The sequence below is a fragment of the Desulfonauticus autotrophicus genome (assembly GCF_055381725.1).
Genome location: NZ_AP042395.1, coordinates 1211596 through 1224394, shown reverse-complemented (window position 1 = coordinate 1224394; position 12799 = coordinate 1211596). Strand labels below are relative to the sequence as shown.

At 41.7% G+C, this 12799-nt stretch carries 14 protein-coding genes, 1 tRNA gene, 1 other RNA gene and 2 pseudogenes; 7 read left to right on the top strand and 11 right to left on the bottom strand.

Annotated features, from left to right (window positions below):
- The first annotated feature begins 1 nt into the window (after position 1).
- Positions 2-229: a hypothetical protein gene (locus ACZ42F_RS06970; RefSeq protein WP_464278428.1), complete on the top strand. Its 228-nt coding sequence runs from the start codon at positions 2-4 to the stop codon at positions 227-229.
- Here ACZ42F_RS06970 and nadB read toward each other — a convergent pair.
- From nadB to nadC, 3 genes and pseudogenes are all read right to left on the bottom strand, one after another.
- A pseudogene (gene nadB, locus ACZ42F_RS06965) lies at positions 226-1787 on the bottom strand (L-aspartate oxidase). The gene ACZ42F_RS06970 and the pseudogene nadB sit on opposite strands and share 4 nt — an antisense overlap.
- Positions 1787-2797, bottom strand: coding sequence for a quinolinate synthase NadA (nadA, locus tag ACZ42F_RS06960; protein ID WP_464278427.1), 1011 nt, complete (start codon positions 2795-2797; stop codon positions 1787-1789). The pseudogene nadB and the gene nadA overlap by 1 nt, the downstream one beginning before the upstream one ends.
- Positions 2787-3653, bottom strand: a complete 867-nt coding sequence (nadC, locus tag ACZ42F_RS06955) for a carboxylating nicotinate-nucleotide diphosphorylase (protein ID WP_464278426.1) — start codon at positions 3651-3653, stop codon at positions 2787-2789. Before nadC ends, nadA begins: the two co-directional genes overlap by 11 nt.
- A 100-nt stretch (positions 3654-3753) precedes the next feature.
- Between nadC and mgtE the strand changes: the two genes are divergently transcribed.
- From mgtE to ACZ42F_RS06935, 4 genes are read left to right on the top strand one after another with little or no spacing between them, the layout of a single operon-like run.
- Positions 3754-5073, top strand: a complete 1320-nt coding sequence (gene mgtE / locus ACZ42F_RS06950) for a magnesium transporter (RefSeq protein WP_464278425.1) — start codon at positions 3754-3756, stop codon at positions 5071-5073.
- Between the two features lie 27 nt (positions 5074-5100).
- Entirely contained in the window at positions 5101-5706 is a 606-nt protein-coding gene (locus ACZ42F_RS06945; protein ID WP_464278424.1) for a CDP-alcohol phosphatidyltransferase family protein, read from the top strand.
- A 27-nt stretch (positions 5707-5733) separates the two neighbouring features.
- Positions 5734-6267, top strand: a complete 534-nt coding sequence (locus tag ACZ42F_RS06940) for a S4 domain-containing protein (protein ID WP_464278423.1) — start codon at positions 5734-5736, stop codon at positions 6265-6267.
- 5 nt (positions 6268-6272) lie between these two features.
- Positions 6273-6572: a hypothetical protein gene (locus ACZ42F_RS06935; protein ID WP_464278422.1), complete on the top strand. Its 300-nt coding sequence runs from the start codon at positions 6273-6275 to the stop codon at positions 6570-6572.
- 74 nt (positions 6573-6646) lie between these two features.
- Here the strand turns inward: ACZ42F_RS06935 and ffs are convergent.
- The 6 genes and pseudogenes from ffs to hisD form a co-directional block, all read right to left on the bottom strand.
- An RNA gene (gene ffs, locus ACZ42F_RS06930) (signal recognition particle sRNA small type) lies at positions 6647-6742 on the bottom strand.
- A 16-nt stretch (positions 6743-6758) separates the two neighbouring features.
- Positions 6759-6852: transfer RNA gene (locus ACZ42F_RS06925), tRNA-Ser, on the bottom strand.
- Between the two features lie 48 nt (positions 6853-6900).
- On the bottom strand, positions 6901-7854 hold the full coding sequence (locus ACZ42F_RS06920) for a D-2-hydroxyacid dehydrogenase (RefSeq protein WP_464278421.1): 954 nt from the start codon (positions 7852-7854) through the stop codon (positions 6901-6903).
- 137 nt (positions 7855-7991) lie between these two features.
- Positions 7992-8755 (bottom strand): annotated as a pseudogene (locus tag ACZ42F_RS06915) (enoyl-ACP reductase FabI).
- Between the two features lie 20 nt (positions 8756-8775).
- Positions 8776-9669 (bottom strand): phosphoribosylaminoimidazolesuccinocarboxamide synthase, encoded by an 894-nt coding sequence (locus tag ACZ42F_RS06910; protein ID WP_464278420.1) that lies wholly within the window; start codon positions 9667-9669, stop codon positions 8776-8778.
- A gap of 12 nt (positions 9670-9681) precedes the next feature.
- Entirely contained in the window at positions 9682-10989 is a 1308-nt protein-coding gene (gene hisD, locus ACZ42F_RS06905; protein ID WP_464278419.1) for a histidinol dehydrogenase, read from the bottom strand.
- Positions 10990-11085: 96 nt separating this feature from the next.
- Here hisD and ACZ42F_RS06900 point away from each other — a divergent pair, with 96 nt between their 5' ends.
- On the top strand, positions 11086-11919 hold the full coding sequence (locus ACZ42F_RS06900) for an asparaginase (RefSeq protein ID WP_464278418.1): 834 nt from the start codon (positions 11086-11088) through the stop codon (positions 11917-11919).
- A gap of 41 nt (positions 11920-11960) precedes the next feature.
- Entirely contained in the window at positions 11961-12104 is a 144-nt protein-coding gene (locus ACZ42F_RS06895) for a hypothetical protein (RefSeq protein WP_464278417.1), read from the top strand.
- On the opposite strand, the gene ACZ42F_RS06890 is transcribed toward ACZ42F_RS06895, so the two are convergent.
- Together ACZ42F_RS06890 and ACZ42F_RS06885 are read right to left on the bottom strand one after the other, a co-directional pair.
- Positions 12101-12274, bottom strand: a complete 174-nt coding sequence (locus ACZ42F_RS06890; RefSeq protein ID WP_464278416.1) for an N-acetylmuramoyl-L-alanine amidase family protein — start codon at positions 12272-12274, stop codon at positions 12101-12103. The two genes, ACZ42F_RS06895 and ACZ42F_RS06890, sit on opposite strands and share 4 nt — an antisense overlap.
- Before the next feature lie 11 nt (positions 12275-12285).
- Positions 12286-12786, bottom strand: coding sequence for an N-acetylmuramoyl-L-alanine amidase family protein (locus tag ACZ42F_RS06885; RefSeq protein ID WP_464278415.1), 501 nt, complete (start codon positions 12784-12786; stop codon positions 12286-12288).
- Positions 12787-12799: the final 13 nt, after the last annotated feature.

Below are 12799 nucleotides of genomic sequence, written 5' to 3'. Positions count from 1 at the left end.
TATGCTTGTTGTTAGATGTTCAGGTTGTAAGAAAAAGCTTTTTAAATATTACAAAATAGGTCCTGGTGAAGTCCTTAGGTGTCATAAAGCTAGAATAAAGAAAGTATATGGATTTGTGCAAAGAGAGGGTAAGATTTACTGCTCTTGTGGGCAGGTAATAGGTCTGGATAAGGGAACATTTTACAAAATGGTGGCTAAAGGGTTTACCTATTCTGGGACCAAGGATTAGTCTTTACGAAAATGGCATCCTTGGCTGGTTTTGTTTTTTAAGGCTGCCCGGGTAATAATATAGGCACTCTGGCAGGCGTGATAGAGCTTTACCAGGTCCGCACTTAATTCTGTTTCTCTATAAAAGTCGTGTAATCTTTTGTTTAAGAGTTGTAGTTCTTCAAAGGCTCGCTTTAATCTGGCTTTACTTCGAATAATTCCCACATAGTTCCACATGGTATGTTTGATAGTGCTCCAGTCCTGTTTTAAGAGGGCAGGGTCAGTTGGTTCTGGGGTCTGGGGATATTCCCAATCTGGAATAGAAGCTAAAAGCGCTTTGCGCAGTTTGGTTTTACCCTGTAAGGCCTTTTGAATGGACCTGGCACTTCTATAACCCCAGAGGAGTGCTTCCAGTAAGGAGGTGCTGGCCAGTCTATTGGCTCCGTGTAAGCCAGTACAACTACACTCTCCAGCAGCATAGAGGCGTTTTAAAGTGGTTTGGCCTTGATGGTTGACCAGAATTCCACCGCAAAAATAATGAGCTGCTGGCACTACAGGGATAAGTTCCTTCTGGATCTGGATGCCTTCTTGTACACATTGTTGATAAATGGTGGGAAAGCGTTCAGGAAAATTTTTTACCCTGGAAATATTTAAGAACACATGTTCCTGATTGTGTTTTAACATTTCTTCCCAGATTGCCCTGGTTACGATGTCTCGGGGCGCTAAATCCTTTTGGGGGTGATATTCCTGCATAAAGGGATTGCCCTGGTGATTGACCAGAAAGGCACCTTCTCCCCTTACTGCCTCAGAAATTAAGAATTTTCTAGGAGCCAGGTGAAAAGAGAAGTGGGATGAAATTGAATGTATTCCAGGTTTAACAAGCGGCAACCAGCCCGATAGGCCATGGACAGGCCAGAACCTATACTGCTTAGGGAATTGGTGGAGTGTAAGAAAATCTGTCCTAATCCCCCTGTAGCCAGAAGGGTATATTCAGCCAAAAAGGGAAGAACCACTTTATTTTTTTTATCCAGGACATAAGCACCTAAGCACTGGTTTTCCAGGTGATACTTAAATTCCAGGCGAGTAGAGTGGTGATGACTGGTAAGCAGATCAATGGCCAGGTGTTGAGGATATATTTTTACGCTTTCTAGCTTGCTTACTTCCTGGATTAGTTTGTCCATTATGGCTTTACCAGTAAAGTCCTTGCAGAAAAGAATGCGAGGTAAAGAATGAGCTCCTTCTTTGGTCAGTAGGAGTTTTTTACCTTCCCTGGCAAAGGGTATATCTAGTTGTTTTAAAAGGATATCTTCAACCAGTTGAGGTCCTTGAAGTGCTGTTAATTTAACAGCTTTTTTATAGTTTAATTTACATCCTGCTTGAAAAATATCCTGTTCTAAGCTTTGGGGGTCGCCTTGAGGATTTTTATAAACGATTCCACCCTGAGCTAGGTAAGAGTTGCCTTCGCCTAGGTCTTCTTCAGTAAGAAGATTTACTGTAAAACCAGCCTTACCCAGGATAAGGGCAGCAGTAAGACCTGCCAGGCCACTGCCTATAATTAAGACCTCGCTTTTAGGGCTCATTAAGAGCAAACCTCAAACATGGTTGTCAGGGCCTTTTTAGCCCAGGTGCTCAATTTTTCTGAGACAGTAATTTCTTTAGCAGCAGGAAAATGTTCTAAGGTCTCTAGGACCTGTTCCAGCCTGGTTCTGGCCATGTTAGAACAACATACTGGGTAGAGGGACAAAACTTCTTTTTGCCCTTGATAAGTTTTTTGCAGCCTTTTTACCAGGTTTTCTTCTGTGCCCACATAGATTTTTGAGCCAGCAGGAGCGTTTTTTACATACTTAATGATAAAAGAAGTGGAGCCATTGGCATCGCTTAAACTTACGACTTCAGGAGAGCATTCAGGGTGAACAACAATCCGGGCCTGGGAATCCTTTTGGCGAATCTGGATAAGATGTTTGGGTTTGTACTTAAAGTGTACTGCGCACACTCCAGGCCAGAGTAAAAGTTTTTTAGAAACTATGCTTTTTAACTCTTCCAGGTTGGTTAGAGAGATGGTAGCCATATCCTTAGCGCTTAGTCCCAGAGATTTTCCTGTGTTTTGACCCAGGTTTTTATCAGGTAAAAACAATACCAAATCGCCTTGCTTCAAAGCCCAGCTAAGCATTTGCCTGGCATTGGCAGAAGTACAGGTGCTACCTCCCAGGCTCCCGCAGAGGGCTTTTATTTCTGCTGTGGAATTTACATAAGTAAGAGGAATTACCTTTTTCCCCAGGGAAGTGAGTTCTTCCACTACCTTTTGAACTAAAAAGGTGGGAGCAGTATTGGCCATGACGCAGCCAGCCTGAGGCTCAGGCATAAAGACCTTTTGTCCTTTTGCAGCCAGAATAGCTGCTGTTTCTCCCATAAAGTGGACTCCGCAAAAGATTAAATATTTGGCAGTTAAGTGGGGAATTTTTTGGGCCAGTTCTAGAGAATCTCCTGTGAGGTCTGCAATCTCTACTATTTCCTGGGCCTGATAGTGATGGGCCAGTATGGCTACTTGCGTGCCAAGCTTTTCCTTGAGTTGTAAAATTTTATTTTTCATTTTTTCCCTCTATCTTTAAACTGAGATCCAAAGCTGGGGCAGAATGGGTTAATTTGCCTACAGAAATATAGGTGGGTTTTAACCGGGCATACGCCTCTATGTTGTTAAGGTCTATATTGCCACTTATTTCTGTCTCAATATGAGAAGGAATAAGGGCCAGACACTCTTTAGCTTGCTTCAGGGACATGTTGTCCAGCATAATTCTGTCCACCTGGGTTTTAATGGCTGCTTTTACTTCTTCTAAGGTCCCACATTCTACCTCAATGGGTGGGCAGGGATTAAGTTGGGTTCTCAAAGTTTTTACTGCTTCTTGCAGGTGAGGAAAGGCTGCCAGATGATTGTCTTTAAGCATAATCATCTCGGATAAGTTCAGGCGGTGATTTTTCCCTCCCCCTACTTGTACAGCATATTTTTCTAAATAACGCATCCCGGGTAAAGTTTTTCTGGTGTCCAAAAGGGTTACGCCATAAGGTTTAGTCTTTTCCACATATTTGCTGGTTAAGGTGGCTATGCCTGAAAGATGGCTTAAAAAATTTAAAAAAATCCTTTCTGCTCTTAATAGGTCTCTGGTTTTTCCCTGGATTTTGGCAATGACTTGTCTGGGCTTAACTCTGGCTCCTTCGTGAACCAAAAGAGTAATTTTTAAGGAAAGTTTGAATTTTTCTTGAATTAAGTTTAAAAGGGGTAGTCCAGCAATAAGGCCATGGGCTTTGGCTATCAACTTGGCTGAAGAGGTGTGATCTGAAGGAAAAATTAGGCTACTTGGGTCTTCACCATCTTCTTGCCAAGCCAGGTCAATAAGATTAAGTAGCAGAGGCTTTTTTTGAGGTGGGAAGTAAGTGGAGAAGTTATCCATGGTTGGAAGTCTGGGTAAAGAAACTTTGAAGACTCGTCAATAGGGAAAGAATCCCTTTATCTGGAGTTTTTTATTTTTGGCCTAATAAAAGGAGGCCCTGATGAAAGATGAAAAAATGCATTACAAAAAAGTAGAATGGCCTAAAGCTAAAATTGATAACCTGCACCCTGCAGATGCTGCAGATAAGTTAGAAGAACTTTCTCTGGAAGAGCAGCAGGCCTTTATTCGTTCTCAACCTCTGGAAGTGAGTGCTGAATCTATTACTGAAATGGAAAAGCATGAAAGGGTGGCTCTAATGTCCACCTTGCCTCCTGCCTTTGCTGCTGACCTGTTGGAGGAAATGGCTCCTGACGATGCTACGGATATTTTAAGTGAATTACCTAAGGATATTCGGGATAAAATTTTAAAGTATATAGAAAAAGAAGATGCAGTTCGCATTAAACATCTTTTAAAATTTGACCCTGATAGTGCTGGTGGCGTGATGAATACTGAGATTTTGGTCCTGGATCAAAATCTCAGTGTTGAACAGGCCATTAAATTGATTAGAGAAAATGCAGAAGAGATAGAAATTCCCTATTATGCTTATATCGTGGATGAATTTAGACACTTAAAAGGAGTATTGTCTTTAAGAGACTTGTTTTTGGCTCCAGGCAATAAGACTTTAAAATCTTTGTTAAAGGACCAGCACCTTATTTTTGTTACCTATGACCAGGACAAGGAAGAGGTGGCCAAACTTCTTAGTCGTTATGACCTTTTGGCCATTCCAGTAGTAGACCATGAGATGCGGCTTTTGGGTATTGTAACTGCAGACGATGTTATTGATATTATTCAAGAAGAAGCCAGTGAAGACATGCAGACCATGGTGGGTGCTGGTTCAGATGAAACCCTTTATACCCCCTGGTTTTACTCAGTAAAAAAAAGACTGCCCTGGTTGATTATCAATGTGTTTAACTCTGCCATTTCTGCCTATGTGGTGCATCTTTTTGAAGGTTCCATTACTCAAATGGCGATTTTGGCAGTGTTGATGCCCATAGTGGCCAATCAAGCCGGAAATACAGGCCAACAATCCCTGGCAGTAATGATTAGACAGTTAGCTCTGGAAACCTTTGACCCCAAAAGATTTTGGAAGGCAGTGGCCAGGGAAGCCAAAATTGCCCTGGTTAATGGGATTTTGATTGCCCTTATGGTCTATACAGGTATTTATCTGTGGACCCAAAATAGGGAGTTGGGTTTGGTTATGGCTTTAGCCTTGTTGCTGGATATGGTTTTAGGGGCAGTAGCTGGAGCTTCCATTCCTTTGATCTTAAGGGCCCTGGGACGAGACCCGGCCCAGGCGTCTTCTATCTTTTTGACTACCCTGACGGACAGTGGAGGCTTTTTTACCTTTTTAGGTCTTGCTTCTTTGTTTTTGTTGAATTAAAAGATAGAATAAATTAAGGAGGTTAACATGGATTGGAAAAAATGTCCTTTGACCGATAGGTACTATGAAATAGTTAAAAAGGTATTTGGTAGTTGGCTAAACTCTCAAAAAATTACTCCCGGCCAGCTTACTTTTAGTGGCTTTGTCCTGGCCCTGCTTGTCCCTTTGGGGTTTTATGTACATGCTTTCTGGGGAGTGGTTTTAATTGGCCTTTCTGGACTGGCTGATACTTTAGATGGCCTTGTAGCCAGAGAGCAAAATAAGGTAAGTCCCAAGGGGGCTTTTTGGGATTCTTCTCTGGATAGAATAAGCGACCTTTTTTATTTACTGGGTTTTTATGTCTTAAGTACGCAGAGTGTTTGGTATAAGGAAGCTGGAGTAATGCTTTTTCTGGCTGTGGGCTTTTCCTTTTTGATTAGTTATCTTAAGGCTAGAGCCCAGTCTCTGGGAAAGATTTGTGAGTCCGGGCTTATGGATAGAGTCTCCAGAACAGTTTTTCTATTGGTATGGGGACTGCTTTTGGCCCTATTTGGTTTTAGGGAAGGCCTTTTCTTTATAGGTCTGGTTGTATATGTATTTTTAACTTTGTTTACGGTGATACAACGCTTTATAGAAGTTAATAAGCAGTTTTAACTCTAAGCCCCTAAAGGGGCTTTTTTTATGTCTAAAAAAGTTTTTATTTATCCTTTTACAGAGCAAGAAGCAATTACTTTAAGTAAGTTTTTGGCCAGATTTTTTAGTAGGCGTCAGGCCAAGGATTTAATTCGTTCAGGTAAAGTACTGGTCCAATCTCAAAAGATAAAAAAGACTTCTTGGCTGTTACAACCAGGAGATAGGGTAGAGGTAAGAGAAGAGGATATTTCTCTAAAATTTTCAATTAGAATTTTAAAACAAAAAGATTCTTTTTGGGCCTTAGATAAACCCTCCTTTTTACATTCTATCAGGGGAAAAGAAAAAAGTAGTTTAGAAGATTGGTTAAAATACAAAGGCTTACCCTTAATTCTTTTAAATAGATTGGATTATTTAACTTCAGGCATTGTTTTAGCTACAGATAAGGTTGAAAGAGAAATTGAATACAAGAAGTGGCAAAATCAGGGTCAGGTGGAAAAGTTTTACTTAGTAAGGGTTAAGGGAAAGATAGAAAAGCCCTTAGTGGCCAAAAGGGGTTTAGAAGTAAGTAAGAGAAAAAAGTAAAGGTATTGGAAGAGGAAGAAAAAGACCCTTTAAGATATTCCTGGGTTTATCCTCTTAGTTGGGATTTAAACTCTTCTTTGTTGGTGGTGAAAATTTTAAAGGGTAAAAGGCATCAGATTAGAGCCCACCTGGCTGGTTTGGGTTTTCCTATCCTGGGAGACCCTCTTTATGGCCAGGAAAAGGCTGATTGTTTATTTTTACACCACTTTTATTTGCGCTTTCCTGGCTGGGAGGTCCTATCCTGGCCCAGATGGTTAAAAGAACCTGAACTTGCCCTGGTAAAATCCAGGTTGACCACCTTATAATCAGGTTTTTGGTTGATATTTTAGGGAGTTAAAGAAAGTTTGTTCAAAATAAAAAAAGGCGCTAATTAGCGCCTTTTTTAGGGAAACCAGGCACCCAAGGACAACTACTACCGCTGCTCCCTCTCGGGCCTGACGGGGTTTGTAGCGTCCTTGCCGCCTGGCTCCCCTTTATTCTCTTTTTTTTGCTGGCGGAGAGGGAGGGATTCGAACCCTCGGTACCGGTTTTGCCGGTACACACGATTTCCAATCGTGCTCCTTCGGCCATCTCGGACACCTCTCCGGGCCAGAAGAAAACCTCTTTAGCTAAAAATGTTTAATTAGGCAAGAGTTAAACCACCCTATTTTTCACTTTTCCCTGTAAAAAGGAACGCAAATTATCCACGGCAATGTCTAATAGCCTTTGTCTGGCTTCTTTAGTAGCCCAGGCAATATGAGGGGTTAGGTGTAAGTTGGGGCAGGTAAAAAAGGGATGATTGGCAGGAGGTGGCTCCTGGCTCAAGACATCTACGCCTGCTCCAGCGATTTGCCCTTCTTTTAAGGCCTTAACCAGAGCCTGCTCATCTACCAGTTGTCCCCGGCTACAGTTGATCAGGTAAGCACTTGGTTTCATAGCCTTTAAAAAGTCTTCGTTGACCAGGTTTTCTGTTTCTTTGGTCAAGGGACAGTTTAGGGAAATGACATCGCTTTGGGTAATTAATTCTTCTAAAGAAACCAGTTTTACATATTCAGGCACTTCTTTGGGTATGCTTCTGGTTTTTACCAGAATATTCATCCCAAAGGCCTGGCCAATTCTAGCCACTTCTCTTCCAATTTGCCCAAAACCAATTATTCCCAGGGTCTTGCCACTTAGTTCTACCAGAGGGTACTTCCAATAACAAAAATCTAGAGCCCTGGACCACTCTCCCTCAATTACACTTAAGTGATGGGCATAAACCCGGTTGGTTAATTCCAGGATGTGGGCAAAGACCATCTGGGCAACAGTTTTGGGCCCATAGCCAGGTACATTGGTGACCACAATCCCTTTTTCCTGGCAGTAATCCACATCTACCACATTATAACCTGTGGCCAGTACGCCAATGTATTTTACCTGAGGCAGGTGTTGAAGGTTTTCTCGGTCCAGAATGGTTTTGTTGGTGATTAAAATGGGGGCATCTTTGGCCCTTTCTACCACCTGGTCTTTGGGGGTTCGGTCATAGATGACTACTTCTCCCAGAGTTTTTAACTCTTCCCAGCTTAAATCACCTGGGTTTAAGGTATAGCCATCAAGGACTACTATCTTCATCTTGTTGCTCCTTTTGTTTGTCCAACTGACAAGATTTGGCTGGGCCTCAAGTGGGAATTCCCAGCTTAGAGCCAAATTTGATTAACAAAATCCAGATAATGAGAAAAATTATTAAAAGGATTAAATCTCCACTCATCTTATAGTCCTAAAATGTTATACCCAGCATCCACAAAAATTACCTCACCTGTAACTCCAGAAGATAGGTCTGAAGCCAGGTACAGAGCGGTTTTGGCCACATCTTCTTGAGTTATGTTGCGTCCCAGGGGAGCTTTTTCTTCAATGGTTTTAAGAATGGTTTTAAAACCACTAATGCCAGAAGCAGCCAGGGTTTTTATGGGGCCAGCGCTAATGGCATTAATACGAATATTTTTGGCACCCAAATCAACTGCCAGGTAGCGCACACTGGCCTCTAAAGCAGCCTTGGCCACTCCCATTACATTGTAATTGGGTACTGCCTTTTCTGAACCATAATAGGTCATGGTAAGAACAGAGCCACCAGGATTAAGCAACTCTTCAAAATCCTGGCAGAGTTTTACCAGAGAGTAGGCTGAGATATCCAGGGCAATTTGAAAGCCTTTTCTGGAAGTTTCAATAAAGCGACCCTGTAAGTCTTCCCTTTGAGCAAAGGCTACTGAGTGAACCAGGATGTCAAAATTGCCCCATTTTTCAACCACTATTTCTTTGGCTGCCAGGATGTCTTCGTCTTTGCTAACATCGCAGGGAAAAATAAAATCTCCTCCCAGTTGTTCACTAATAGGCTCTACTCTTTTTTCAGGGCTTCTCCCAGATAACTAAAGGCTAGTTTTGCTCCCTGTTCTTTAAAAATTTTGCTTATCCCGTAAGCAATGGAGCGTTCATTGGCCACACCAAAAATTAGGGCTTTTTTATCTTTTAACAACATAGTGAAAACTCCTTTTTAACTTAGAATAAACTTTTACCGGTTAATAATTCATAGGCCTTGAGATATTTTTCTTTGGTCTTTTCAATTACTTCTTCAGGCAAGTTGGGCGCAGGTGGAGTCTTGTCCCAACCACTTTGAGTAAGCCAGTCTCTTAAATACTGCTTATCAAAACTGGGCTGGTCTTTTCCAGGGGTATAACTTTCAGCAGGCCAGAATCTGGAGGAATCTGGGGTCAGCACTTCATCAATGAGCAGGAGCTTTTTATCCTTTAGACCAAACTCAAATTTGGTATCAGCAATAATAATTCCTCTGCTGCGGGCGTACTCCTGGGCCTGAGTGTAAATTTTTAAGGAAATATCTTCTACCAATTTAAAGAGTCCTTCGCCTATTTTGGCCTTGGCCTGAGCAATGGTTATATTTTCATCATGCTCTCCCAATTCTGCCTTGGTAGAAGGAGTAAAAAGAGGATTAGGTAATTTATCTGACTTTTTTAAATTGTCTGGCAATACATGACCACAGACTTTACCTGTGTTTTGATAGTCTTTCCAGCCTGAGCCAGTAATATAGCCCCGAACAATACACTCAATGGGCAAGGGTTTGGCTTTTTTTACAATTACGCTTCTTCCTTCCAGCTCTTCTCCATATTTTTGTAGCTTGGCTGGAAATCTGGATACTTCTGTTTCCACCAGGTGATTGTCTACCAGAGAAGAAAACTTTTCCATCCAGAAGATGGTAATCTGGTTCAGGACAACGCCTTTGTAAGGTATGGGATTGGGCATAACCACATCAAAGGCACTCATGCGGTCTGTAGTAATGATGAGCAAGTGTTCTTCATCCAACTCGTAGATATCCCTGACCTTACCTTTGGAATAAAGGGGATATTCCTGGATATTGGTACTGGAAATTACTTTCATTTTAACTACTCCTTAATTTTGTAATCTAATTTCAACGCTTCTGGCATGGGCTTCCAGACCTTCCAGTCTGGCCAGACGGGCTATTTTTTTACCCTGCCTCTGGATATAATGCTTAGGAGTATAAATTAAGCTTGTTTTTTTGTAAAATGTTTCCACGCTCAGGGCCTGGGCAAATCTGGCTGTGGACATGGTAGGCAGGACATGGTTGGGACCGGCAAAATAGTCTCCTACAGGTTCTGGAGTATATTCCCCCAGAAAAACAGCTCCGGCATTTTTGATTTGTCCCAAATAATCCCAGGGATTGTCCACAATAAACTCAAAGTGTTCAGGGGCAATGAGATTTACCAGCTTAAGGCCCTGTTCAATAGAAGGCACTTCAATAAGGGCTCCCCAGTTTTGCAAGGACTTAGCTGCAATGTCTTTTCTGGACAGGTTGTCCAGTTGCCTTTGCAACTCTATCTCCACAGCTTCCAGTAAGATGGGAGAAGGAGAAATCAGGATGCTGGCAGCCAGAGGGTCGTGCTCTGCTTGAGAGAGAAGGTCTGCTGCCAGGTAAGCAGGAGAGGCCTTTTTATCTGCCAGGATGGTTATTTCACTGGGACCTGCAATCATGTCAATTCCCACTTGTCCCTGGAGGATTTTTTTGGCTGTAGTCACAAAAATATTTCCTGGCCCCACGATAATATCTACTGCTGGGATGGTTTCAGTACCCAGGGCTAAAGCTGCAATGGCCCAGGCTGAACCCACAGCATAGATGTCTTTTAACCCTAAAATCTTGGCTGTGGCCAAGAGATAGGGGTTTAAACTGCCATTTTTTCTGGGCGGGGAGACCAGATGTATTTCTTTTACTCCTGCCACCAGGGCTGGAATGGCATTCATTAACAGAGAAGAAATAAGAGGTGTTTCTCCTCCTTTTCCTCCAGGAATGTAAAGTCCTGCCTTGTTTACAGGATTTACTATTTGTCCCAGGATAGTTCCGTCTTCCTGAGGAGTAAACCAGGAGTTTTGTTTTTGTTTGAGATGAAAGTCCCAGATATTTTCTTTAGCTTCCTGGATAATGTCTAAATCTTCAGCAGGGATTTCCTTTAGAGCTTTGTTTAGGTCTTCTTCTCTTACCTTTAAGTTGGTTAGAGAAAAGTCAGGGCAATCAAACTGTCTGGTATATTCCAGAAGTGCTTGGTCTTTGTTTTCTTTTACTTGAGCAATGATTTTTCTTACTTTATCTTCTATTTCTAAGTTGGATTCATTGCGTTTACTCAACCACTTTTTTAGTTGAGGAAATTCAAATTCCTGTTTTAAAGAAAATTTGTTGATTAACATCTAAACTTCTCCTTTGACCAGGGTATAAAAACAAAGTAGCTTTTAGGCTCTGGCTTCGTCAAGTGAAACTAGCTAAAGTTGAGGGGAGGGTGTGTTTTGAGTGAGAAAATTTTAGTAATCTATACTGGAGGAACCATCGGCATGGTTCCAGGGGAAAAAGGCTATGAGCCTAAAAAGGGATATTTAAAAACCCTTTTGGCAGAAAGGATTCCTGAATTAAAAGCCAGAGAACTACCTTCCTTTGATGTCTTGGAATACTCTCCTTTGCTGGATTCTTCTAATATGACTCCCTGGGATTGGTTTAAAATAGCTAAGGACATCTATGAACATTATTCTTCTTACCAGGGATTTGTGGTTTTGCATGGCACTGATACCATGGCCTATACAGCCTCAGCCGTGGCTTTTTTGCTACAAGGCTTAGGAAAACCTGTGATTTTTACGGGCTCTCAAATTCCTCTCATTGAAACCAGAAATGATGCCAGGGAGAACCTCATTGCCTCTTTTTTATTGGCCAGAGAAAAGGATTTAAAAGAGGTAGTTATCTGTTTTGGCAATAAGCTTCTAAGAGGAGTAAGGGCCAGTAAGGTAGATGCAGATAGTTTTGCTGCCTTTGCTTCTCCCAATTTTCCTCCTCTGGGTGAGGTGGGGATTGAGCTTAAAATCAATAAAGAGCTTCTTTTACCACCTTTAAGAGAAGAGTGTAAATTGCGGGTAAAGCAGATAACTATTCCCAATTTACTCATTTTTCCTCTTTTCCCAGGATTTTCTGGAGAAACCCTGGAACAGTTGATTGCAACTCAAGATGTGCAGATGGTTGTTTTAGAAACCTTTGGTAGTGGCAATGCACCTGAGGATAATAAAGCCTTTTTAAGGGCCCTGGAAAAAGGCAGGGAAAAGGGATTCTTTTTTTTAACCGTACCCAGTGCTTAAAGGGTAAGGTACGTCCTCAAGCCTATGCCACAGGGCAAGTTTTGACTCATTTGGGAGTTTTACCTGCCTGGGATATGACCAGAGAAGCTCTGGTCAGCAAGCTTATTTGTGCCTATAGTGAAAAGGGGTTAAGCTTTGTCCCCAGGGCCTTAAATTCCAATTGGTGTGGAGAGGTAACTTTTTAACTGCCTGTAGTATTTCCTGGCAGATTGGCTATTTTTTCTACTTCCTGTTTGTAGGCCAAAATGCCCTGAACCAATCCCTGGGCCAGGGTTGATAAATAGGAGTAGCTGGTCATTTTTTTACGGTCATAAGGATTGGTTAGATAACCAATTTCCACTAAGATAGCTGGCATTTTTGCCCCCATCAACACGTAAAAGGGCGCCTCTCTAACTCCATGGTCCAAAGGGAAGGGTATACTTTTTTGGCCTTTTGAATACACCTCTTGCGTACCAGGTTGGCCAGGTCCCTGGATTCACTAATTTTAGAATTTAACATGAGTTCAGTTAAGATAAGTTGTAAATCACTAATACTTTTTTCAGACACGGCATTTTCCCTGGCAGCTACCCGTAAGGCATCTTTGGATTTGGTCAGGTTTAAATAATAAATTTCCAGTCCCTTTACTTTGGAGCTTCTATGCGCATTACAATGAATGGAAATGAATAAGTCAGCTTTTTTAGAATTGGCCATAGCTGTTCTTTCTTCTAGGGGAATAAAAGTATCTGTAGTTCGGGTATAAATAACTCTAAATCCTTTTTCCTTTAAAAGTTTTCCCAGGATTTTGACCATTCTTAAATTTATATCTTTTTCCTTAATTCCATGGCTTATGGCTCCAGGGTCCTTTCCTCCATGTCCTGCGTCCAGCATAATAGTTTTTACT